21 protein-coding genes are annotated in these 23,266 nt (G+C 44.1%); 13 read left to right on the top strand and 8 right to left on the bottom strand.

Translation table 11 applies throughout. The annotated features are described in order from the left end of the window. Nucleotides 1-229 precede the first annotated feature (229 nt). Nucleotides 230-709: a peptide-methionine (S)-S-oxide reductase MsrA gene (gene msrA / locus MZ182_RS09560; protein WP_248069516.1), complete on the top strand. Its 480-nt coding sequence runs from the start codon at nt 230-232 to the stop codon at nt 707-709. Nucleotides 710-792: 83 nt separating this feature from the next. On the opposite strand, the gene pgm is transcribed toward msrA, so the two are convergent. Together pgm and seqA are read right to left on the bottom strand one after the other, a co-directional pair. Then, entirely contained in the window at nt 793-2,445 is a 1,653-nt protein-coding gene (gene pgm, locus MZ182_RS09555) for a phosphoglucomutase (alpha-D-glucose-1,6-bisphosphate-dependent) (RefSeq protein ID WP_248069518.1), read from the bottom strand. Between the two features lie 46 nt (nt 2,446-2,491). Then, nucleotides 2,492-3,049 (bottom strand): replication initiation negative regulator SeqA, encoded by a 558-nt coding sequence (gene seqA, locus MZ182_RS09550; protein ID WP_011919251.1) that lies wholly within the window; start codon nt 3,047-3,049, stop codon nt 2,492-2,494. Nucleotides 3,050-3,331: 282 nt separating this feature from the next. On the opposite strand from seqA, the gene MZ182_RS09545 reads away from it, so the two are divergent. The 6 genes from MZ182_RS09545 to efp all read left to right on the top strand — a co-directional run bounded on the left by MZ182_RS09545 (nt 3,332) and on the right by efp (nt 7,192). Further along, nucleotides 3,332-4,108, top strand: a complete 777-nt coding sequence (locus MZ182_RS09545) for an alpha/beta fold hydrolase (protein WP_248069520.1) — start codon at nt 3,332-3,334, stop codon at nt 4,106-4,108. Between the two features lie 101 nt (nt 4,109-4,209). Then, nucleotides 4,210-4,431: a DUF2788 domain-containing protein gene (locus MZ182_RS09540; RefSeq protein ID WP_011789427.1), complete on the top strand. Its 222-nt coding sequence runs from the start codon at nt 4,210-4,212 to the stop codon at nt 4,429-4,431. A gap of 11 nt (nt 4,432-4,442) precedes the next feature. Then, nucleotides 4,443-4,715 carry a LexA regulated protein gene (gene ybfE, locus MZ182_RS09535; protein ID WP_011789428.1) on the top strand — a complete coding sequence of 91 codons (273 nt, stop codon included), beginning with the start codon at nt 4,443-4,445 and terminating at the stop codon, nt 4,713-4,715. Nucleotides 4,716-4,771: 56 nt separating this feature from the next. After that, nucleotides 4,772-5,299 (top strand): flavodoxin FldA, encoded by a 528-nt coding sequence (fldA, locus tag MZ182_RS09530; RefSeq protein ID WP_011789429.1) that lies wholly within the window; start codon nt 4,772-4,774, stop codon nt 5,297-5,299. A gap of 109 nt (nt 5,300-5,408) precedes the next feature. Further along, complete coding sequence (gene earP / locus MZ182_RS09525; protein ID WP_248069522.1) at nt 5,409-6,587, top strand: elongation factor P maturation arginine rhamnosyltransferase EarP; 1,179 nt, start codon at nt 5,409-5,411, stop codon at nt 6,585-6,587. 44 nt (nt 6,588-6,631) lie between these two features. After that, nucleotides 6,632-7,192: an elongation factor P gene (efp, locus tag MZ182_RS09520; RefSeq protein ID WP_011789431.1), complete on the top strand. Its 561-nt coding sequence runs from the start codon at nt 6,632-6,634 to the stop codon at nt 7,190-7,192. A gap of 181 nt (nt 7,193-7,373) precedes the next feature. Here the strand turns inward: efp and MZ182_RS09515 are convergent, their stop codons facing one another. Further along, nucleotides 7,374-8,195 (bottom strand): hypothetical protein, encoded by an 822-nt coding sequence (locus tag MZ182_RS09515; RefSeq protein WP_248069524.1) that lies wholly within the window; start codon nt 8,193-8,195, stop codon nt 7,374-7,376. A 214-nt stretch (nt 8,196-8,409) separates the two neighbouring features. Next, the gene (locus MZ182_RS09510) at nt 8,410-9,792 is read right to left on the bottom strand and encodes a Na+/H+ antiporter NhaC family protein (RefSeq protein WP_011789433.1); all 1,383 of its coding nucleotides are present in this window, start codon (nt 9,790-9,792) and stop codon (nt 8,410-8,412) included. Nucleotides 9,793-10,577: 785 nt separating this feature from the next. Here MZ182_RS09510 and MZ182_RS09505 point away from each other — a divergent pair. The 3 genes from MZ182_RS09505 to MZ182_RS09495 all read left to right on the top strand — a co-directional run bounded on the left by MZ182_RS09505 (nt 10,578) and on the right by MZ182_RS09495 (nt 14,037). Continuing rightward, nucleotides 10,578-11,792 carry a pyridoxal phosphate-dependent aminotransferase gene (locus tag MZ182_RS09505; RefSeq protein ID WP_248069527.1) on the top strand — a complete coding sequence of 405 codons (1,215 nt, stop codon included), beginning with the start codon at nt 10,578-10,580 and terminating at the stop codon, nt 11,790-11,792. 282 nt (nt 11,793-12,074) lie between these two features. Continuing rightward, the gene (yfbR, locus tag MZ182_RS09500) at nt 12,075-12,662 is read left to right on the top strand and encodes a 5'-deoxynucleotidase (protein WP_011789435.1); all 588 of its coding nucleotides are present in this window, start codon (nt 12,075-12,077) and stop codon (nt 12,660-12,662) included. Nucleotides 12,663-12,687: 25 nt separating this feature from the next. Then, a complete protein-coding gene (locus MZ182_RS09495) occupies nt 12,688-14,037 on the top strand; it encodes an anti-phage deoxyguanosine triphosphatase (protein WP_248069529.1) in 1,350 nt (449 codons plus the stop codon). A gap of 187 nt (nt 14,038-14,224) precedes the next feature. Here the strand turns inward: MZ182_RS09495 and MZ182_RS09490 are convergent, their stop codons facing one another. From MZ182_RS09490 to zwf, 4 genes are read right to left on the bottom strand one after another with little or no spacing between them, the layout of a single operon-like run. Next, on the bottom strand, nt 14,225-14,866 hold the full coding sequence (locus tag MZ182_RS09490) for a bifunctional 4-hydroxy-2-oxoglutarate aldolase/2-dehydro-3-deoxy-phosphogluconate aldolase (protein ID WP_041408186.1): 642 nt from the start codon (nt 14,864-14,866) through the stop codon (nt 14,225-14,227). Between the two features lie 20 nt (nt 14,867-14,886). Next, the gene (edd, locus tag MZ182_RS09485; protein ID WP_248069533.1) at nt 14,887-16,713 is read right to left on the bottom strand and encodes a phosphogluconate dehydratase; all 1,827 of its coding nucleotides are present in this window, start codon (nt 16,711-16,713) and stop codon (nt 14,887-14,889) included. Between the two features lie 24 nt (nt 16,714-16,737). Continuing rightward, nucleotides 16,738-17,436 carry a 6-phosphogluconolactonase gene (gene pgl / locus MZ182_RS09480; RefSeq protein ID WP_248069531.1) on the bottom strand — a complete coding sequence of 233 codons (699 nt, stop codon included), beginning with the start codon at nt 17,434-17,436 and terminating at the stop codon, nt 16,738-16,740. Between the two features lie 9 nt (nt 17,437-17,445). Then, complete coding sequence (gene zwf, locus MZ182_RS09475) at nt 17,446-18,918, bottom strand: glucose-6-phosphate dehydrogenase (RefSeq protein ID WP_011789440.1); 1,473 nt, start codon at nt 18,916-18,918, stop codon at nt 17,446-17,448. Nucleotides 18,919-19,228: 310 nt separating this feature from the next. Between zwf and MZ182_RS09470 the strand changes: the two genes are divergently transcribed. The 3 genes from MZ182_RS09470 (at nt 19,229) to MZ182_RS09460 (ending at nt 23,248) form a co-directional block, all read left to right on the top strand. Next, nucleotides 19,229-20,083: a MurR/RpiR family transcriptional regulator gene (locus MZ182_RS09470; RefSeq protein WP_011789441.1), complete on the top strand. Its 855-nt coding sequence runs from the start codon at nt 19,229-19,231 to the stop codon at nt 20,081-20,083. Nucleotides 20,084-20,267: 184 nt separating this feature from the next. Further along, nucleotides 20,268-21,707 carry a pyruvate kinase gene (gene pyk / locus MZ182_RS09465; RefSeq protein WP_011789442.1) on the top strand — a complete coding sequence of 480 codons (1,440 nt, stop codon included), beginning with the start codon at nt 20,268-20,270 and terminating at the stop codon, nt 21,705-21,707. 167 nt (nt 21,708-21,874) lie between these two features. Next, a complete protein-coding gene (locus MZ182_RS09460) occupies nt 21,875-23,248 on the top strand; it encodes an IS4-like element ISSpu9 family transposase (RefSeq protein ID WP_014610643.1) in 1,374 nt (457 codons plus the stop codon). Nucleotides 23,249-23,266: the final 18 nt, after the last annotated feature.

Below are 23,266 nucleotides of genomic sequence, written 5' to 3'. Positions count from 1 at the left end.
CACTTAATACTCACCTTCAAAAGCGCTTCAATACTAACACAAGTTTTTCACCTATATCTCTGACATTCTTGTTGAACTACGCAGTTTTGGGGTAAAAATTTTGATTTCTCTTGAGAGAAATTAAGCATCGCACACCACAACAATTGCATAAAATTTTACAGCCATACTTGCTTTTAATCCTCTGTTTAATCACAATCCTTAGCCATCTAGACTTCTATTGGATTTAATTATGGCGTTAGCAACCTTTGGTGCCGGCTGTTTCTGGGGCGTAGAGTATTTTTTTAGACAAGTAAATGGCGTACTAAATGCCACCTGTGGGTATATGGGTGGCAATAATGCCGCCACTACTTATGAAGAAGTGAAAAAAGGTAAAACAGGCCATGCCGAAGTGGTGCAAGTGGAATTTGACCCTGCCCTTGTCAGTTATGAAGACTTGCTCGATGTATTTTGGAAAAACCACAATCCAACGAGTCTGAACATGCAAGGCGGAGATATTGGTACTCAGTACCGCAGCACCATTTTCTTCCACAACCGTGAACAAAAGGCCGCGGCAGAAGCCTCAAAGTTGGCTTTTGCCCGCTCGGGCCGTTGGGGATTACGCCATATAGTGACTGAAATAGTGCCACTGCAACAGTTCCATGTGGCTGAGGAATATCACCAAAATTATATTGATAAGAATAACTTACCCAGTTGCCATATCGAGTATTAATACGAGTTGGCCTTAAATCGGGCCAAATAAAAAACGCACTCACGGATTAACATGAGTGCGTTTTTTATCTCTGAAAAGCTCACTTAAGCGTTTAGTGCCTTATCAATTAATGCTTGTGCGTCTTTGATAATCTCAGCCAAATGCTGCTCACTGATAAAACTTTCGCCATAGATCTTAAATAAGGCTTCAGTGCCCGATGGACGCGCCGCAAACCAGCCATTCGCTGTGGTGACTTTGATACCACCAATGGCGGCATTATTGCCCGGTGCATGGGTTAACACGCTTTCGATTGTCTCACCCGCAAGCACTGTGGCATTTAAGGTCTCAGCATTGAGCAAAGCAAACTTGGCTTTGTTTTCAAGACTGATTGGGCTATCGATACGCTTATAGAAACTTTGACCAAATTGTTTTACTAACTCTTGGTGACGCTGACCAGGGGTTTTACCTGTCACCGCAAGGATCTCTGCTGCAAGTAACCCTAGAATAAAACCGTCTTTATCCGTGCACCAAGTAGTGCCATCTCGGCGTAAGAAGGCGGCGCCAGCACTCTCCTCTCCACCAAAGGCAATAGTCGCCTCAGCTAAACCATCGACAAACCATTTAAAGCCGACAGGCACCTCGAGTAATTTTTTGCCGTGGAAGGCGCAAATTTTGTCGATAAGCGCGCTTGATACCAGAGTCTTACCAATAGCTAAGCTATCGCTCCACAGGGGTCGGTGAGTCAGCAGGTAATCAATCGCCACTGCTAAATAATGGTTAGGATCCATTAAGCCCGTACCCGGGCAGACTATGCCATGACGATCATAATCGGGATCATTCCCAAGGCATAAATCAAAAGATTCTTTATGGGCGAGTAAACCAGCCATCGCATAGGGAGACGAGCAATCCATACGAATTTTGCCGTCTTTATCCAGTGGCATAAAGCTAAAACTCGGGTCGACTTTATCATTCACTAAGGTGATATCAATGCCGTAATGCTTAGCAATCGGTGCCCAATAATGGATACCCGAGCCACCTAATGGATCGACACCTAACTTAAGCTTCGCTTTCGCGATAGCTTGCATATCAATTACATTTTCTAGATCGGCCACATAGGGAGTGATTAAATCGATGGCATGCACATAGCCCGAAGTCAGCGCATCGACATAGGCGAGTTTATTCACGCCCTTAAGCTGCGTGCGAAGATAATCATTAGCTCGCGATTCAATCCAAGCCGTGATATTACCTTCGGCCGGTCCGCCATGGGGGGGATTGTATTTGATTCCACCATCCTGAGGCGGATTATGTGAGGGCGTGATAATAAGACCATCGCTAAGTGCCGCGCCGTTAAGATTAGCTTCGCGATTGGCACAAATGACCGCATGGGAAACCACTGGCGTTGGCGTAAATCCATCGTTTTGCTGGATGTGCACAGTGACTTTATTCGCGGCCAGCACTTCAATTGCCGATAAGTAGGCAGCAAAGGATAACGCATGGGTATCAATCCCAAGGATCAGCGGCCCATCGATATTTACCGATTGACGGTAGTCCACCACAGCTTGGGTAATCGCCCAAATATGCTGTTGGTTAAAACTGCCATTGAAGGCGCAGCCTCTGTGGCCTGATGTACCAAAAGTCACTCGCTGCTGCACATCATCCATATTGGGGGTTATGCTGTAATAATGGCTCATCAGTTTTGGAATATTCACCAGATCCATCTGACTTGCTATTTGTCCTGCCCGTTGATGTATTGCCACCTGATCCACTCCTACTGGAAAATAGCTTAAATTACTTGTAAAGGTTTTAAACACGCTGGGAAATAGCGTAGGCAACTTCAGCATCACAACCAAACTGTACCAATACCTCGACCAAAATCGCCTGTTTTTTGGCAGTATTATTATTTGTCGTCACCCAAAAACCGCTGCTGCCAATTTCCTTCGGATTGGCCGAAGGACTTGCTTTCAATAATTCTTCACGTGAGCGTGCAAAATAAAGTCGATCGCGCCCTTGGATCTGTAAAATTTGTGAAAATTGCGATTGGCTTTGCTGATATAAACTTTCAAGCAAAAATAAGAAACGGCCAACAGCCCCTTTTTGCTGGGCTAACTTATGCTCATCCACTAATTGTTTAAAATCGCTGACAGGAACTGACGACTCTATGACTGGTACTGACGTAACCAACGGTTTCTGTTCAACGGCTTCTAAACTGGGTTGGCTAATTGCCTGTGGCTCAACTTGTTCAATCGTATTCACGGATAGGCCGAGTAATCGACGCAGAATGTCAGAGGCGCTCTCACCAATACGTTCTGTTTTGCTGGCAATATGACGATAGAGCTCTTCATCCACTTCGATATATTTCATAACCTTTTTATCCTTTGTCATTCGTTAGGCCTAACCGAAAAATGTACCACAGGCGATCCACAAATAGGATCCTTGGGATCGCACCCAGTGTATCTATGTCTATCAATCTGATAAAGCATCATTAATCTAAAATTGTGCAAAATTGCACATCAAATTATCAGAATCGCGGCAATCGCTGAAAAAGCAACCAAGTTAGTTCGGCTTAACCACAAGACTTGTCAACCTCATCATATTAGGGGCACAATTCGCGTCTCGAAAAGCAAACCTCCCATAGGAAAACCCATGAATTATGTTTCCTCAGGTCAAGGACATGCGGTGCTAATAATCCATGGCCTGTTTGGTAATTTAGATAATCTCAAAGGCTTAGGCCAAGTGTTAGAAAGCCAGCACCAAGTGATCCGCGTTGATGTGCCCAACCATGGGTTAAGTGAGCATTGGGATCATATGGATTATCCTCGCCTTGCCCATGCCATGATAGATTTGCTCGATAACCTTGACATCGCTCACGCGCACATCATCGGCCACTCTATGGGCGGTAAAATCGCCATGGCCACGGCATTAGCCTTTCCAGAGCGCATTATCAGCATGGTCGCTGCCGATATTGCACCTGTCGCATATGAGCCTAGACACGATATTGTATTTGCTGCATTAGAAAGCCTGCCCTTAGAAGGCCATACCGACAGACGCTTTGCCCTAAACCACTTAATCAACCATGGTATTGATGAAGCCACTGCCCAATTTTTGCTGAAAAACTTGCAACGTACCGATACTGGATTTCGTTGGAAAATGAACTTAAGTGGTTTAAAAACCTGTTATCCAAACATTATTGGCTGGCATAATCAGCCACCGAACCCCGTGCTGAGCTATTCTGGCCCAAGTCTATTTATTCGTGGCGGTGATTCAAATTATGTCAATAGCGAACATAGGGGCGCGATTATGGCGCAATTCCCTACTGCACAAGCAAAAACACTTGAAGGTTGTGGACATTGGTTGCATGCCCAAAAACCTGCGATTTTTAATCGAATTGTGTCTGAATTTATTGACAAACAGGCAATGTAAATGACAAGGATTCTCAACTCAAATCATATAGCAGCCTTCACGTTGATGTGATATATTCGCGCCTCTTTTGGCCTTAGAACACTCTAGAGGACTAAGAAAGTATGTTATCTCAGTACATGGAACAAATTGAAACGATTGGCCTAAACCTGTTTTTTGCAGCGATATTTTTCTTTATCGGCATGGCTATCCATGATGTCCTCAAGCAAGGTAATGTGCCAAAATTTGGTCGATTTATTGTTTGGTTAGTGTTATTTCTCGGCTGCGCCGGGTTTATTGCAAAAGGTATTATCCAGATTACTTGGGAAGGCTCAGGGATCGGTTAAACAACAAGAACATGGCAAAAGAAGCAACTGATAGAACTACCATTGACCTTTTTGCCAATGAAAAGCGTCGGGGCCGCCCACGAAGCAATCCTCTGTCCCGTAGCCAGCAGTTAAAGGTCAATAAACGCAATCAGATCCAGCGGGATAAAGCCAAAGGATTAAAGCGAATAGAGTTAAAGGTGTCACAAGATTTGTATGACGCCTTGAATGAGCAGGCATTGGCCAGTAACATCAGCCGTAGCCAGTTAATCGAATTAATTCTTCAGCGACAAATTGAGTGCTGAATAATCGATAGCCGCAAGATTAACGTATAAGTGAACTAGACATTAAAGGATAGACAATGGCAACTGTAGGTCTTTTTTTCGGTAGCGACACAGGCAACACCGAAGCCGTCGCCAAAATGATCCAGAAAAAACTGGGTAAAAAAATGGTTGAGGTGAAAGATATCGCCAAGAGTACCAAAGAACAGATCGCAGAATATGACCTGCTGCTGTTCGGCATCCCAACCTGGTATTATGGCGAAGCACAATGTGATTGGGATGATTTCTTTCCTGAGCTTGAGCAAATTGATTTTACCGATAAACTGGTTGCGATTTTTGGTTGTGGTGACCAAGAAGACTATGCCGAGTATTTCCTTGATGCCATGGGCATGGTAGGCGATATTGTTCAAGCTCGCGGGGGGATTATCATTGGTCACTGGCCTACTGCAGGTTACAACTTTGAAGCATCCAAAGGTCAAGTTGATGATGACCATTTTATCGGTTTAGGTATCGACGAAGATCGTCAACCAGAGCTGACCGAAGAACGTGTTGACGCTTGGGTTAAACAAATTTACGAAGAAATGTGTTTAGCTGAATTAGAAGATTAATTCTGTTGATCATTTAAAGGAAGCGGCTTAAACGCCGCTTTTTTTATGCATCGATTTTCATGCATAAAAATTAGATTGTTTCATCGCGGGATAACGAAAAACCACACTCATGATCAAAACGCCCTGCTCCAATCATTGGGATATCTTTTGCACTGTTGTCGATAACTACGGTGATATCGGCGTCACTTGGCGTTTAGCCAAACAATTGGTGAATGAATATCAGCTCCCCGTCAATTTATGGGTTGACGATCTTGCAAGCTTCTCCCATATCTTACCGACACTCGATCCACGAAAGGCGATTCAAACTTTCAATGACGTGAATATTATTTATTGGATAGAGCCTTTACCTATAGCGTTTGTCGCAGGAAGTGTGCTCATAGAAGCCTTTGCCTGTGAATTACCCGAACAGGTAAAAGAACAGCTGGTTTATTTACATCAACATGCTCCCAAATCTGTACCTGTCTGGCTGAATTTAGAGTACCTAAGCGCTGAGGATTGGGTTGAAGGCTGCCATGGTTTGCCTTCATTACAAGCCAATGGTTTGAAGAAGTATTTCTACTTTCCTGGTTTTAGCGCCAAAACGGGTGGACTTATCTGCGAACAAGATTTATTTGCAAAGCGTGATGTATGGCAAGCTAACACTGCCAATAAATTGCAGCTCTTTACTGATTTAGGTCTTAAGGGCATTCAGGAACAAGACACAGTGATTAGCGTTTTTAGCTATGAGACCGAGGCGCTACCCGCATTATGTGAGTTATGGCAGCAATCGACAGTAAAAATCCATGCACTGATCCCAAAGGGGCGTAGCTTAAACAGTCTGACTCATTTGCTGCCCTGTGAAATTGCCGCGCTAGTGCCGGGTCAACAGGTAAATCATGGCAATTTAACCCTGCATATTTTACCTATGACAGATCAACATGGGTTTGATCGCCTGCTCTGGAGCTGTGATGTTAATATCGTACGCGGTGAAGATAGTTTTCTTCGGGCACAATGGGCTGCTAAACCTTTTATTTGGCACATTTATCCACAAGAAGATGACTATCACCTCATAAAATTAGGAGCTTTTATCCAACTTTACTGCGATAATCTGCTCCCTGAAATTGCACAAACTTGGACTAACTTGAATTTAGCATTCAACCAAGGATTGCAATCTGCCGTGGTAAATCATTGGCAAAACCTTAATCCAGTCAGTTTGCCCTTGTTGCAACATGCTAAACAATGGCCAATTGACGCAATAAATGCTGCAGATCTCGCAACTCGGCTAGTCCAATTCGTTAAAAAAAGCTAAGATGCTGCGCGAAAATAGAAAATCTACATATAGGAAATAGTGTAATGAAAACTGCTCATGAAATCCGTCCTGGTAACGTGATCATGTTAGATGGCAGCCCATGGGTTGTACAGAAAACTGAAACAACTCGTTCTGGCCGTAACGCTGCTATCGTTAAGTTAAAGTTAAAGAACTTACTGCTTAACTCTGGTACAGAAACCACTTTCAAAGGTGAAGATAAGTTAGAAGACATCGTATTAGATCGTCTGGATTGTACTTATTCTTACTTTGCTGATCCTATGTATGTATTTATGGATGCAGAATACAACCAATACGACGTAGAAGCTGAGAACTTAGGTGATGCAGCAGCTTATATCGTTGACGGTATGGAAGAAACTTGCCAAGTGACTTTCTATGATGGCAAAGCTATCTCTGTTGAAATGCCAACCACTATCGTACGTGAAGTGATCTACACTGAGCCTTCAGCTCGTGGCGATACTTCAGGTAAAGTGATGAAGCCAGCGACTATCACTGGCGGCGGCACAGTGAGTGTTGCTGACTTCGTGAAAGTAGGCGATAAAATTGAAATCGACACTCGTACTGGTGAATTCAAGAAGCGCGTTTAATCGCCCTTCCCGTTTACCAGACGTTAATAGCCAGTGCTTGCACTGGCTTTTTTTATACATTGGTTTTATCTTATTAGCGGCTTAATCTATCAAACTCGAACGCTGAATATTGCAGCCAAAGCATGCGTATTTGATGAGTTCCTAGCCTAGCAAAAGATAATATTCACAGCCTTGCTCACAACTATATATACTTGGCAAAATATTCACCTATGGCTTCACGGCTGTATTTATCCTCGCCTCGCCAATACTCAGCAAAAACCCAGTCATTTTTGCCCCTTCTGGGTCTATCATAGTGACTTGGCTTTAATACCCCCATACTGGCTAAAATTTCAATTAACATCTCTCTTTCTGTTTTGCTGGATTTAATAACCGTCGCTAAGCGTTTTTCAAGCGTACTTGGATAATCTTCTGGCGCTGAATTTTCAATTGTCTTCAAGATTTCCTTAAAGCAGAAAATATCATCAGAAGTGGGTTCAGGAATATCCGTATTGTTGAATTGCTCTAAGTCAAAGAGCATATAAAGGATATTACCATGACGCACACCACCCCATTTAATTCGTTCAAAATTAAGCACATTAAGATCAGTGTTAACATAAGCTTCTGCACCCACAACCCCGTATTGAACATCCTTACAAATACAACAAGTATAAGAATGGGATGTTGCTATCCCCTCTTTATAGGAAGTTCCAGAGATAACTGGTGTATATTGATGTGCGGGTATATGTTTAGCCATTGAGTATGAAGACAACGAAGATCTCAAATCCAATCGGCGAGAAGTCAAGCTACTTAAAAAACCTTTTGCTATTTGCGCTTTACTTATATTTGCAACCAAATCAACAATCGATGCAATGCATTCATCATGGGAAATTGAAATCGGCTCAAACATGAGTCCCTTTGACTTTGCATATTCGAAATCATCAGCATTTAAAACTCTGTCTTTTGAATCTATCCAGCCGTTTTTCCAGTAAGTGGAAAACAGTATTTTTTTCGCTTTCTTATCCATTCTCGATCCTATTACTCCCTTAATAAATAATACATTTGCTCATTGTTGTAGATCAGCACTCACATCTCTCACTCGCAGAGAGCAAAAATACAAACTAGGGTAAATGTTTGGGCAATATACTATATTTCTAGTTAGGCGTACGCATCAGAGTTAGCAAAATATAAAAAACCAGCCGTAGCTGGTTTTTATATTCAAAGAATCCACAAAATGTGTTTTAGGCTATCAATATAAAGCCCACAAAAGCAAGCACCGCTGCGATAAGCGCATAAGGTAACTGAGTCACAGCATGACTGACTAAGTTGCAACCAGACCCCTGTGCCGCTAACACAGTTGAATCCGAGTAAAAACACGCTTGACTACCAAATGAAGATGCAGATAAAAGTGCACCAATTACTAAGGGGATATCAGCTCCAACAGATTGAGCCAATGGCATAACAATTGGAATTGTCACTGCAAAAATTCCCCAGCTTGACCCTGTTGCAAATGCAAGTACAGACATAGAGAGGAATACCACCGCAGGTAACAGCGAAGGTGTCATAAAAGGACTTAATGCGGTAATCACATACTGTGGTAATAATAACTGATCACACACATCCTTAAACACAAATGCAGCAATTACAGTACCTATCGCTGGCAACATGCCCTTAAAACCATCAATCATTTGATCCATCATTTCTGACAATGGCATTAAACGCTGCACCGCATAATAAGGAAGTGTAAACACTAAAGTGGCCAGCAATCCCTTCCAGACGTCGATGTCAAAGTACACGGTAAAAGCAACTAATAACCCAATAGGCACTAAAAAATTATGTAGCTTGCCATGATTGTCTGCATGCTTAAATTCTTCTTCGATCGCTTTAACCGCATATTCATCTGAGGTCTGCACCTGTTCAAAATCGACTTGTTCTTGAGCGGGTTCGCCTTGTGCTGCACGTAACTGCGCCTTTTTCATTGGACCAATTGCTGGAACAATACCTAATACAACAAGTAGTACCATAGCAACAGCTAACCAAGCATAGAGCATGTAAGGAATGGCTTGCATATACACAGCAATCCCCTGACCTTGTGCTGCCACCCCATTATCAACCAGTAAACCACCGAAGAATACGGCCCAAGTCGATAAAGGCACTAACACGCACACAGGTGCCGCTGTAGAGTCCACAACATAAGCTAACATTTCTCGGGATACTTTAAACTTATCGGTCACGCGCTTCATGGTTTCACCCACGGTCAACGCATTAAGATAATCATCGATAAAAATAACGATACCGAGAATAAACGTCATAAAAAGCGATGATTTAGGGCCTTTGGCAAATTTCAATGCATTATGACCAAATGCTAAAGCACCACCAGTGCGCACTAAGAGTGCAATTAAAGCACCAAAACAACCACATACTAAAATTAACCAACCAATGGTTTCATCACCCATAACCTTAAGGGATGCACTGGCAAAATTATTTAACACTTCACTTGGGTCGAGTAGCAGCAAACCACTTACTGCACCGATGATCAGGGACAAAATGGGACGGCGTAACCAGATGGCTAACACCAATACCACCAAAGGTGGAATAAGACTTAACGCTGTCGGTTCAGACATGCACTTAGGTCCTCTAATTTAAGTCGCCTAAAAGGCAAAAGGTTTTAGAACAGCGCCTGAAATCACCTCGATACAGAGCGCCAAAACTGCTGCTTCATAATGACTAACCTTATAGAAAAACTCGCTAAAAGCGTGCAATCTAAAGTGACTTGCCAAAAACATCGCGCAGAAAATAAAGCGCATCGAATAATGAGTCAACAATAAATTTAACGAGATAGAAAATAATTTTAACGACCGCGAGCAATATCAACATAATATATTGACTTTAAACAACTTTAACTCTCTAGCAACTTAGACATATATGATTCTCTTAGCTTAATAAGCATTCAATAAATATGCCTATTTACCACAATAGTAATATGCAGCTTGTATAAGATCATTTTATCAAAAATCTGTGATTAAAAATCAATCATTAAGCTTGGGCTAATATGCACTTTTCCCCAGCAAGGATTTGGAACGGATCAGGCAACAAATAGCAAGCGATGATAGCATCACCAATGACACTCATTTTTGTAGAACACTTTATTAGTTGCGCGACGTTCATTACCAGAACGCGTAAAACGAGTTTTAATAGACACAGGCTTTAGCTAAATAATCCTATATTCACAAAAAATTCAGAATATAAAACTTGATACAATTTCATTAATTGACTGTTAAAGCATATTTAACTGATATATTTTTTAAAAAAATGTGCTCATCAAAGCCTTTCCCCCTTCCTTAACCCACTAAATTTCGTTATGGTGCGCTAACTTAAGCCAAAATTTTATGCATGTTCCGAGGTGTAAATGCGCCCTATCATCAAATCCAACAAACTGGATAGCGTTTGCTATGACATCCGTGGCCCAGTGCACAAGGAAGCCAGACGTTTAGAAGACGAGGGGCATCGAATCCTCAAACTCAACATTGGTAATCCAGCCCCCTTCGGTTTTGAAGCACCAGAGGAAATTGTGCGCGATGTGATCCTTAATTTACCCAGTGCCCAAGGCTACTGTGAGTCAAAAGGATTATTCTCTGCCCGCAAGGCTATCGTGCAGTATTATCAATCCCTAGGGATTTTTGGTGTTGATATCGAAGATATCTATATCGGTAATGGCGTTTCAGAACTCATTATGATGGCGATGCAAGGTTTGCTGAATACCGACGATGAGATCTTAATCCCCTCACCAGACTATCCTCTGTGGACTGCGGCGGCCAACCTCGCGGGCGGCAGAGCGGTACATTATCGCTGCGATGAAGAAGCAGACTGGTTCCCCGATCTCAACGACATTAAAAGCAAAATCTCATCACGTACCCGCGGCATAGTGCTGATTAACCCAAACAACCCAACGGGAGCGGTATACAGCAGAGAATTACTGCTGCAAGTGGTCGAGCTTTGCCGTCAACATGATCTGATCCTATTTGCCGATGAAATTTACGACAAAATTTTATACGATGAAGCCAAACATATTCCTGCAGCAGGTTTATCAGACGATATTTTAACTGTTACGTTTAACGGTTTATCAAAGGCTTATCGTGCAGCAGGATTTCGTGTCGGTTGGATGATGTTGTCTGGCAATCTTAAGGCTGCTAAAAGTTACATCGAAGGCTTAGAAATGCTGTCCTCGATGCGCCTTTGTGCAAACGTGCCCAATCAACATGCGATTCAAACCGCGCTTGGCGGTTACCAAAGCATTAACGAGCTTATTTTGCCTAATGGCCGCCTTACGGTTCAACGGGATGCTTGTTATGAATTGCTTAACCAAATCCCCGGCGTGAGCGTGAAAAAACCAAAGGGTGCACTCTATGCCTTCCCCAAATTGGATATGAAAAAATTCAATCTGCGAGATGATGAACGTTTAGTGCTGGATTTACTCAGGGAAAAGAAAATTCTGTTAGTCCATGGTAGCGCCTTTAACTGGCCAGAGCCCGACCATTTGCGAGTGGTTTTCTTACCCTATAAAGAAGATCTCAACAAAGCGCTGACCGAGTTTGGTGACTTCCTCGAAAACTATCGACAGTAGAATATCCCTTTAACGGTTTGAGTCATAAAGCGATCCAAGTGGTCGCTTTATTTTTAGCGATTTCGACAAATCCTCCACGCCCATGCTCACGTGTCATCCAAGGCTGTGATAATCTAAGACTTCATTAGCGTCAATACTGCCTATTATCTCAATATCTTCAATCGCAGTTTGCCGCCTTCCGATTTCACTCATTTGCAGGAAAACTATGAGTCACTTATTTGCCCGCTTTTATAACACGAATGAAGCTTATCTAACGCTGGCCTTCGAATAAATAGGAAAACTATGAGTCACTTATTTGCCCATTTAGCTCGCATGAAGCTTATCCAACGCTGGCCCTTGATGTACAACGTGCGTACTGAAAATGTCCAAGAACACTCGTTGCAGGTGGCCATGGTGGCCCATGCGTTGGTGATCATCAGTAATAAAAAGTTCGGTACGACGCTCTGCCCCCATCAAGCCACCAGTTTGGCGATTTTCCACGATGCCAGTGAAATTCTCACGGGTGACTTACCGACGCCAGTGAAATACTTCAATAAAGAAATTGAAGCCGAGTATAAAAAGATTGAGGCGATTGCCGAGCAGCGCATGTTAGATATGGTACCGGAGGAATTTAAAGAAGATTATCGTAGTCTGTTCATCAGCGATTACGCCGATCCCGTTTACAAGACCATAGTGAAATCCGCCGATACGCTGTGCGCCTATCTTAAATGCCTTGAAGAAAACCGCGCTGGCAACAGTGAATTCAATACCGCCCGCAAACGACTTGAAGACATGCTGGCGACGAATCCCGATCCCGCGGTACAGTATTTTATGAACTGCTTTGTACCCAGTTTCACTTTGAATTTAGACGAAATTAACAAGATGCTTTGATTTTCCACTCTCGCTAGGAATGCATATGACTTCAAGTGTTTGGCAAGAACGCCGCCATGGTGAAGATAAACAAAGGCGCTTTGATCACCGCAGCCCCTACCAAAGAGACAGGGCACGTATTCTCCACTCGGCCGCCTTTCGCCGCCTACAGGCCAAGACACAAGTGCTCGGCGTTGGCATGAATGACTTCTATCGTACCCGATTAACCCACTCACTCGAAGTCTCGCAAATTGGTACCGGCATAGCTGCTCAGCTCAGGCGCAAATATCCACAACATAAACAACTGCTTTGCTCTATGAGCTTATTAGAGTCCTTATGTTTAGCCCACGATATTGGTCATCCACCCTTCGGCCACGGTGGCGAAGTGGCATTAAATTACATGATGCGCGACCACGGCGGCTTTGAAGGCAATGGCCAAACTTTTCGAATTTTATCGAAACTTGAACCCTATACCTTAGATTTTGGCATGAACCTATGCCGCCGAACTATGCTCGGCATTTTGAAATACCCTGCGCCGTACTCGAAGCTATTTGTCGCGGGTGAACATAATGAAATCACCAACCATAGACAACTCAAGCCGTCACAATGGCCGCCGGTTAAGGGCATTTTCGATGATGATAACGACATTTTCGCTTGGGTGCTTGAGCCTTTATCTGAAGCAGACCGCAGTCGTTTTACATCGACGCAGGAAGGATCACACCCCGCCCTGCACCACTATCCGCATCTGCGCACTCAGTTTAAATCCTTCGATTGCTCGATTATGGAACTGGCAGATGATATCGCCTATGCGGTGCACGATCTCGAAGATGCGATTGTGATGGGCATAGTCACAGCGTCCCAGTGGCATCAAGATGTGGCGCCGACACTGACCAACAGCAGTGATGCGTGGATAAAACAAGAGCTTGCCGATATTGGCAATAAGCTATTTTCCCATGAGCATCACCTGCGTAAAGATGCCATAGGCACACTCGTTAATGGTTTTGTCACCGCCATTGTGATCTCAGAAGATGACGTGTTCGAAGAGCCATTATTACGCTTTAATGCGACCTTAGAGCCCGAATTTGCTATTGCGCTCAATGTGCTTAAGCAACTGGTTTATAAATACGTTATTCGTAAACCTGAGATCCAAATGCTCGAATATAAGGGCCAGCAAATTGTGATGGGGTTATTCGAAGCCTTCGCTTCCGATCCTGAGCGTTTACTACCGCTGAACACCCAAGTGCGTTGGCGAGAAAGCGAGCAACAAGGCTTGAACAGTCACAGAATATTAGCGGATTATATTTCAGGGATGACAGATGAGTTTGCAGGCAGACTATATAAGCAGTTGTTTAGCCCTAAAGCGGGCTCGAATGTGGAACTGAGCAAGGAAATGTAGACAAGTGCTCATTTCACAACTCGACTTTCTATAAGGCCAGACTGTTTGTAAATGCTCGTGTTACTGTAAAAAAACAGACTTTCTACAGAGTCTGCTATCGCAGCCGTTCTTTATCAAAATGCGAAAGATAAAAGACAAAAAACCACCTCGCGGTGGTTTTTTATTTTGTCACTATTTCAAGCTCGATTTATAAAGCGCCGATGGCATCTTTACAAAGTTGAGTGATACGAGCCCAATCGCCCTGTTCCATTGCATCCGTTGGCGCAATCCAACTACCACCAATACAATCGACGTTTTTCAGCGCTAAATAATCTTTATAGCTGCTTGGCGTAATGCCACCTGTTGGGCAAAAACGAATATCCGCTAATGGGCCCGAAAAGGCTTTCAGTGCATCCACACCACCCGAGGCTTCAGCTGGGAAGAATTTAAAGTGGGTATAACCAAGTGCCATTCCAGCCATCACCTCAGAAATACTAGCAACACCAGGGATCAAAGGAATGGGTCCCTGCATACCCGCTTTGAGCAGTTCAACCGTAGCACCCGGTGTAATAATAAACTGCGCGCCAGCGGCAATGGCCTGTTCGAGTTGAGTCTCATTTAAAATGGTTCCTGCACCGACTAAAGCCTCTGGTACTTCTTTGGCGATTTTAGTGATAGCTTCGAGTGCGCAAGGAGTACGCAAAGTCACTTCTAACACGCTAATGCCGCCGGCAACCAGTGCTTTAGCGAGTGGCACCGCATGTTCAATCTTGTTAATCACCATCACAGGAACAATAGGGCTGCGTTTAAAAATATCTTGTGGCTGTAGTGACCAGTTATTCTCAAGCATTGCGTTATTCTTCCTTTGTATTAATAAAGTTCATCGATGGCATTAGTACAACGCGCACCAGTTTCTGGACTACTTAGATTTGAACGTAGTGCACTAAATAACTCGCGGCCCATGCCATAACGTGAGCGATGTAAATCCACAATTCCCGCGGCTCTGGTGGCAAGTTCAGCTTCAGAGACAAGCAGGCTCAGTTCGCCTGTTAACGCATCGACACGGATCAAGTCGCCATCTTGGACTTTGGCAATTAAGCCGCCATCTAAGGCTTCTGGCGTTAAATGAATGGCCGCAGGGACTTTACCCGACGCACCAGACATACGACCGTCAGTCAACAGTGCGACTTTAAAGCCTTTGTCCTGAAGCGTTCCCAATAATGGGGTTAACTTGTGCAGTTCTGGCATACCGTTGGCTTTCGGGCCTTGACCTTTAACCACCACAACACAATCTCTATCCAAAGCGCCCGCTTTGAACAAAGCATCGAGTTTGTTTTGATCGTCAATCACCACCGCGGGCGCTTCAACAACACGATGTTGTTCTTGTACCGCTGACACTTTGATCACAGCGCGACCTAAGTTACCTTTGAGTAATTTCAAGCCACCGTTGCCTTGGAAAGGTGATGCGACTGACGTTAACACTTCAGTATCTAAGCTAGTCGTTGGACCATCGACCCAGCATAGTTCACCGTCGAGCAACCTTGGCTCTTGGGTATAACGGCGTAAACCAAAGCCCGCAACGGTATTCACATCTTCATGCAATAGACCCGCATCAAGCAATTCTTTGATTAAGTACGCCATACCACCTGCGGCGTGGAAATGATTGATATCAGCATGACCATTTGGATACACGCGTGCCACTAATGGCACGGCATCGGATAATTCAGAAAAATCATCCCAGTTCACGATAATACCAGCAGCGCGTGCCGCAGCGACAATATGCATCGTCAAGTTAGTTGAACCGCCTGTCGCTAATAGCGCGACTATGCCGTTAACCACAGACTTTTCGCTAACCACTTCGCCAATTGGGGTATATTGGGTGCCCATTTCGGTTAAACGACACACTTGCTTAGCCGCCATCTTATTTAACGCTTCGCGCAGTGGATCATCAGGATTAACAAATGACGAGCCAGGTAACTGCAGCCCCATCACTTCAAGCATCAGCTGATTCGAGTTTGCAGTACCGTAGAAAGTACAGGTTCCTGCACTGTGGTAAGACTGGGCTTCGGCTTCTAACAGTTGTGCGCGATCCACTTTACCTTGAGCAAATTGCTGACGAATACGGGCTTTTTCTTTGTTCGGGATACCTGATTTCATCGGCCCTGCGGGCACGAATAACATAGGTAAGTGACCAAAGCTGAGCGCACCGATAAGCAAGCCTGGAACGATTTTATCGCAAATGCCGAGCAGTAAAGCACCATCAAACATGTTGTGAGACAAGCCCACAGCCGTTGCCATCGCTATCACTTCGCGGCTCAGCAGGCTCAACTCCATACCGGGTTGACCCTGAGTCACACCATCACACATGGCCGGCACACCACCCGCCACTTGTGCAACACTGCCGACTTCCTGACAGGCTTTTTTAAGCAATTCAGGATAGCTTTCATAGGGTTGGTGGGCAGATAACATATCGTTAAATGCCGTCACTATGCCGATGTTCGCCTTATTCAATTGACGCAATGCATTTTTGTCGTCTGGTTTGCAGGCAGCAAAACCATGGGCTAAGTTGCCACAGCTCAATGAGCTACGGTGTACGCCATGATGACGGGCATCATTCAATGCGGCTAAATAACCTGCACGTGACGCTTTGCTACGGGCAATAATTCTGTCGGTAACAGCTTGAACTACCGAGTGTATTTCTACTGAGTGCATAGTGACTCCTTAAGCGCTCCAGAACACATCAACGGGCGTTTTACGCTGCGCTAATACGGCTCTGATAGGCATAGCATGGACATCATCACTTTCTAACGCTTGACGATATACGGATAATTTCTGTTCCCCGACCAAGTGCAGATAAATTTGTCTGCTGTTCAGAATCGCATTCTTAGAGAGCGTCATCCTGCCGTGGGGTGCTGTGGTGGGGTTCGTCGCCACGCACAGGTCTTGGGTTGTGAGCGCATGTTCAAGTTCGGCACTACAGGGAAACCAAGAACAAGTATGACCATCATTCCCCATGCCTAACACCACCACATCAAAAGGACGTGGGAAATTAGACAAGGACTCGGCGGCCATATCGGCGCCCGCTTCTGCGGTCGAAAACATATTTTTTAAACCGCGGAATTTAGCATTGGCTGCACGATGTTGTAACAAATGTTCACGCACAAGACGCTCATTTGATGCATGATCTTCCACATCAACCCAGCGCTCATCGGCAAGCGTGATATAAACATCACTCCAATCGATGGACTTCATACTCAATAGTTGAAATAACTTAAGCGGCGTTGAACCACCGGAAACCACTAAGCTCGCTTTTCCGCGGGCATCGACGGCTTCCTGTAGCTGACTTGCAATTTTGTTTGCAAGCTGTTGCTCTAACGCACTTGGTGTGTCGAATGATTTGAATACGGTTTCTTTAATCATCAACGTCTCCTACTCATCCCACGAACGGCCATCTTTGGTGATCAAAGCCACTGACGCAACAGGACCCCAAGTACCCGCAGGATAAGGTTTTGGTTTTTCGTTGCTTTGTTCCCACGATTGGATAATGCCATCCACCCAAGTCCATGCCTGCTCGACTTCGTCACGGCGAACAAATAGCGCTTGGTTGCCGAGCATAGCTTCAAGTAATAGACGCTCGTAGGCATCGGCGATACGTTCATTTTTAAAGGTATCGGAGAAACTCAAATCGAGTTTAGTGGTTTGTAGACGTTGTTTTTGCTCTAAACCTGGCACTTTGTTCATCATCTGGATTTCAACCCCTTCGTGGGGCTGTAGACGAATGGTTAACTTGTTCGGTGGCAGATTACGGTAGCTTGAGCGATATAAGTTATGGGGTGGGTTTTTGAAATACACCACAATTTCAGAGCTCTTAAACGGCATACGTTTGCCACTGCGTAAATAGAAAGGCACGCCCGCCCAACGCCAGTTATCGATATCGACTCGGATCGCCACGAAGGTTTCTGTGTGTGATTGAAGATTGGCACCTTCTTCTTCTAAATAACCCGGTACGGGGCTGCCCTTTAAGAAGCCTGCGCTGTACTGACCGCGTACGGTATTTTCATACACATTGTCTGAATTAATCGGACGCAGTGATTTAAGGACTTTAACTTTTTCATCACGGATACTGTCAGCGTCTAAGTTAACAGGTGGGTCCATGGCAACGAGCGTTAACACTTGCAGCAAATGGTTTTGGATCATGTCACGCATCTGACCCGCTTTGTCGAAGTAACCCCAACGGCCTTCGATGCCCACTTCTTCTGCGACAGTGATCTGGACGTGGTCAATCGTACGGTTGTCCCACTTAGAGGCAAATAAAGAGTTAGCAAAACGCAGTGCAATCAAGTTCTGTACGGTTTCTTTACCTAGGTAATGGTCGATACGGTAAACCTGACGTTCTTTGAAGTAAGCGGAAACTTGATCATTAATAACGCGGGAAGATTCTAAATCTGAGCCGATTGGCTTTTCGAGTACCACACGAGAGTCTGGGTGGATAAGATCTTGTTCATGCAGACAACGGCAAATATCGCCGAATATCGCTGGCGGTGTCGCAAAGTAACTGACCATAACTCGCTCTTCTGGTTTGAGCAAATCATGGAAGGCGCTGTATCCAGCAGAATCGGTAAAATTGGTGCCTATATAGTGGCAGCGTGACAAAAAACGTTGGAGAGTTTCTTCACAAAGGGATTCTTTGACAAAGGTGTTTAACGCAAGCGTGACTAATTCTCTAAATTCTTCCTGACTAAACTCGTCTTTCGCGACACCGATCACTTTCGTATCTTTATCGAGTAATTCAGCCTTATCTAACTGGTATAAAGAAGGTAACAACTTGCGTCGTGCCAAATCGCCTTTAGTACCAAAGAGTACGAAGTCACAAGCTTTGGCGCCTGATGTTGTTTTGCCCATTGCGTTACGCTCTCCTTTGTATGTCGTGTCTCTTCATGTCGCTGAAGAAATCCACATTTTGTTGTAATATAACAACAGAATTTATTAAATGCATCTATTTTTATCAATATTAACATTCTGGCTAACTAGGCACCTTGGGCACAAATCTGATATGCTTTTTGTGCTTAAATTACTGAAGGTAGTAAAATCTTATTTCAAAATTGTACTAAAAACTTACTACAAAGCATCGATTAGTGGAATAACAGGTTTGATCTAAGCCACTAAACAAAAATAAATAAAATTACATTCTCAATTTAGCGGACGTACGCGTATGAATACCCTAGAAAAGGTTCAAAAAAGCCTCACCCATTTCAGTAAATCAGAACGCAAAGTAGCAGAAGTGATCTTAGCATCACCACAAACAGCTATACATTCTAGCATCGCCACACTCGCTAAGATGGCAGATGTCAGTGAACCTACTGTGAATCGTTTCTGTCGCCGTTTAGATACGAAAGGCTTCCCTGATTTTAAGTTACATCTGGCTCAAAGTCTTGCGAACGGCACGCCTTATGTTAGCCGTCACGTTGAAGAAGATGACTCCACAGAGTCATATACAACAAAAATATTCGAATCTTCAATGGCTTCGCTTGATACTGCAAGGCAAAGTTTAGATGTTTCTGCGATAAACAAAGCCGTTGATATTCTGACTCAAGCTAAGACAATTTCCTTTTTTGGCCTAGGAGCATCCGCTTCAGTTGCCCATGATGCGCAAAATAAATTCTTCCGCTTTAATGTGCCTGTCATCTGTTTTGACGATGTTCTAATGCAACGCATGAGTTGTATCAACAGTAATGAAGGCGATGTAGTGGTATTGATTTCCCACACTGGCCGTACTAAGTCATTGATTGAAATAGCGCGTTTAGCAAGAGAAAACGGTGCCGCCGTTATTGGGATTACCGCGCGTAACTCGCCATTATCAATGGAATGTACCTTACCCGTAACCATGGAAGTCCCTGAAGATACCGATATGTATTTGCCCATGGCCTCGCGTTTAGCCCAATTGGTGACTATAGATGTATTGGCAACCGGTTTTACATTACGCCGTGGACCACGTTTCCGTGACAATCTAAAACGCGTTAAAGAAGTGCTAAAAGAGTCTCGTATCAATAAAGATCCGATACTGTAATTCACTTCCTATCCTAAAAATGGCTAGTGCGAATGTTCAGCCTAGCCATTTTTAGTGTAATTTTCAGCGATACCTCACAAAATTGAAACATAACTTTAGATCAATTTGTTTGTAACTTTACTACATAATTTGGAATGGCATGGTAATATAGTCTCAAGATTTTTTAACTTTAACGGAGTATCTTATGTTCCGCAGAACCAAAATCGTCACCACACTCGGCCCCGCCACTGATCGTGATGATAATCTACGTCGCATTATCGCGGCAGGTGCAAATGTTGTACGTCTTAACTTTTCCCACGGCTCCCCCGAAGATCATCTCAAACGAGCAACTCAAGCTCGTGAAATAGCAAAAGAATTAGGTGTTCATGTTGCTATTCTTGGTGACTTACAAGGACCTAAAATCCGCGTTTCTACTTTCAAAGACAACAAGAAAGTTCAGCTCAAACTCGGTCAAGCCTATGTTTTAGATGCTGAGCTCGCTAAAGGTGAAGGTGACGAGACCCAAGTCGGTATCGATTACAAGCAATTGCCAGACGACGTGACGGTCGGCGATATCCTGATGTTAGATGATGGCCGTGTTCAATTACGTGTTGAAGGTGTTGAAGGCCGTAAGGTTCACACCACAGTGACGGTTGCGGGTCCTTTATCAAACAATAAGGGGATTAATAAGCAAGGTGGTGGTTTATCTGCCGCGGCGCTGACCGAAAAAGATAAAGCAGACATTCTGACGGCCGCAATGATCCAAGTGGATTATTTAGCCGTGTCTTTCCCACGTAGTGGTGCTGATCTCGATTACGCCCGCGATCTTGCCCGTCAAGCAGGTTGTAATGCACTGATTGTTGCTAAAGTTGAACGTGCAGAAGCCGTTGCCACTGATGAAGCGATGGATGATGTGATCTTAGCGTCTGATGTTGTTATGGTTGCCCGTGGTGACTTAGGCGTTGAAATTGGTGATGCTGCACTCGTTGCAGTGCAAAAGAAACTTATCGCCCGTTCACGTCAACTCAACAAAATCGTCATTACAGCGACACAAATGATGGAGTCGATGATTTCAAGCCCAATGCCAACCCGCGCCGAAGTAATGGACGTGGCAAACGCAGTGCTCGACGGGACTGATGCCGTAATGTTATCAGCCGAAACCGCTGCGGGAGATTTTCCTGAAGAAACCGTTAAGGCGATGGCAAATGTGTGTGTCGGTGCAGAGTCTCACCCAAGTGTTAAAGTGTCTAAGCATAGATTAGATGCACGCTTTACTTCTGTGGAAGAGACCATTGCCCTATCGACTATGTATGCGGCAAACCATTTAGAAGGTGTTAAAGCGATTATCGCCTTAACCGAATCGGGTGCAACACCTCAGATGATGTCGCGCATCAGTTCTTCACTGCCCATCCTTGGTTTATCACGCCATGCGACAACACTCGCTAAGATGGCATTATATCGCGGTGTATTACCGATTTACTTTGATTCAACTATCTATCCAGCCGATCTATTAGCACAAAAAGCCTTAGAGTCACTGACAACCGCCGGTTATTTACAAAGCGGCGATTTAGTTTTGATGACCAAGGGCGATGCAATGGAAACTATCGGTGGCACTAACACTTGTAAGGTGTTGATTGTTGCTTAAGTTTCTTATCGTCACTAAAACAGTGTTAGAAAATTAGCCAATAAAAAACCACCTAATGAAGGCTGTCTTTTATACAGAAGTCCCTCATATGATATGAGGGATTTTTTTTGAACTAAATTCTTGGCTCACGATCAGATCTTTAACGGCTTTAATTGAGGCTCCCTGAGATGATAAAAAGCAATAATGATTGGGCTGAAGAACAATTTGGTCATGCTAAACTTGGTGACCCAAGAAGAACGGCTAGGCTCGTAAAAATGGCGTCAGACTTAGCTCAGCATCCCGGTAAGTCGGTAGTAAAATCGTCACCTTCACCAGCAAGTATGGAGGGCGCTTACCGGTTTATTCGAAACGATAATGTATCAGCAGACGATATTGCTGAAGCCGGTTTTCGTGCGACAGTCAATCAAGCCCACCGTTACCCCCTCCTTCTCGCTATTGAAGATACAACCACCTTAAGCTACAAGCATCGCTCTATTCGAGCGGACTTAGGACATGTGAACCAAGGTAATCGTTATCGAGGTCTGCTTGCCCATAGTATTTTGTTGTTTGCTCCTGAAACTCTTGACGTTGTTGGATTGATTGAACAACACAGATGGACCAGAGACATCAAGACTCGAGGTATCCGCCGTGAGAATTTAAAACGACCTTACGAAGAAAAAGAAGGTTATAAATGGGAAAGTGCATCACGTAATATGGCTGCACGTCTAGGAACCGCGATGGCTAACGTGATATCGGTTTGTGATCGTGAAGCCGACATCTACGATTATCTCCTTTACAAGATAGCGAACCAACAACGTTTTGTTGTGCGGTCAATGATGAGTCGTCATATAGAAGAAGGTTCAGATAAGCTTTATCATTTTGCATCAGAGCTTAACAGTGTGAAACAACGCCAAATCCAGATAGCTCAAAGGGGCGGTCGTAAAGCTCGAGAAGTCACGCTGGATGTTAAATATGCGGCAGTAACGTTAAAAACCCCGGCTAACAAAAAAGGCTCCCCCATTTCTCTGAACTATGTGGGTTGCTCCGAAGTCGGTGATGAAGAGAAGACGCTCAATTGGCATATTCTGACCAATGAGCCAGTAAACAGTGCCGAAGATGCTTTAAAAATTATCGGTTATTACGAGAAGCGCTGGCTGATTGAGGAGTATCATAAGGTCTGGAAAAGTGAAGGGACCGGAGTTGAAGACCTTCGAGTACAGAGCAAAGATAACTTAGATAGATTAGCGACTATTTATGCCTTTTTAGCGGTAAGGATCTTCCAATTGAAATTTGCCAATGAGCAAATCGAAGACATTAGCAGTGAGAAAATCTTGTCACCAAGAGCGTGGAAGTTACTTTGGCTTAAAAGAATAAAGACGCCACCTCCAGAGGAAGTACCCACTGCAAAATGGGCATATGAGCACCTGGCAAGGCTTGGTGGTTGGAAAGACAGTAAAAGAAATGGAAGAGCATCAGTAAAGACGCTCTGGGAAGGATGGCTCAAATTGCAAGCAATCCTTGAGGGTTACGAACTTGCTCTGTCTCTTGAACAGGACTTGTGATCAAGAGACAGCCTAATG

It is taken from the genome of Shewanella sp. JNE2 (assembly GCF_023159115.1).
Taxonomy (GTDB): domain Bacteria; phylum Pseudomonadota; class Gammaproteobacteria; order Enterobacterales; family Shewanellaceae; genus Shewanella; species Shewanella putrefaciens.
The sequence above is the reverse complement of the archived record's forward strand: the minus strand, read 5'-3'. Positions and strand labels throughout refer to the sequence as shown.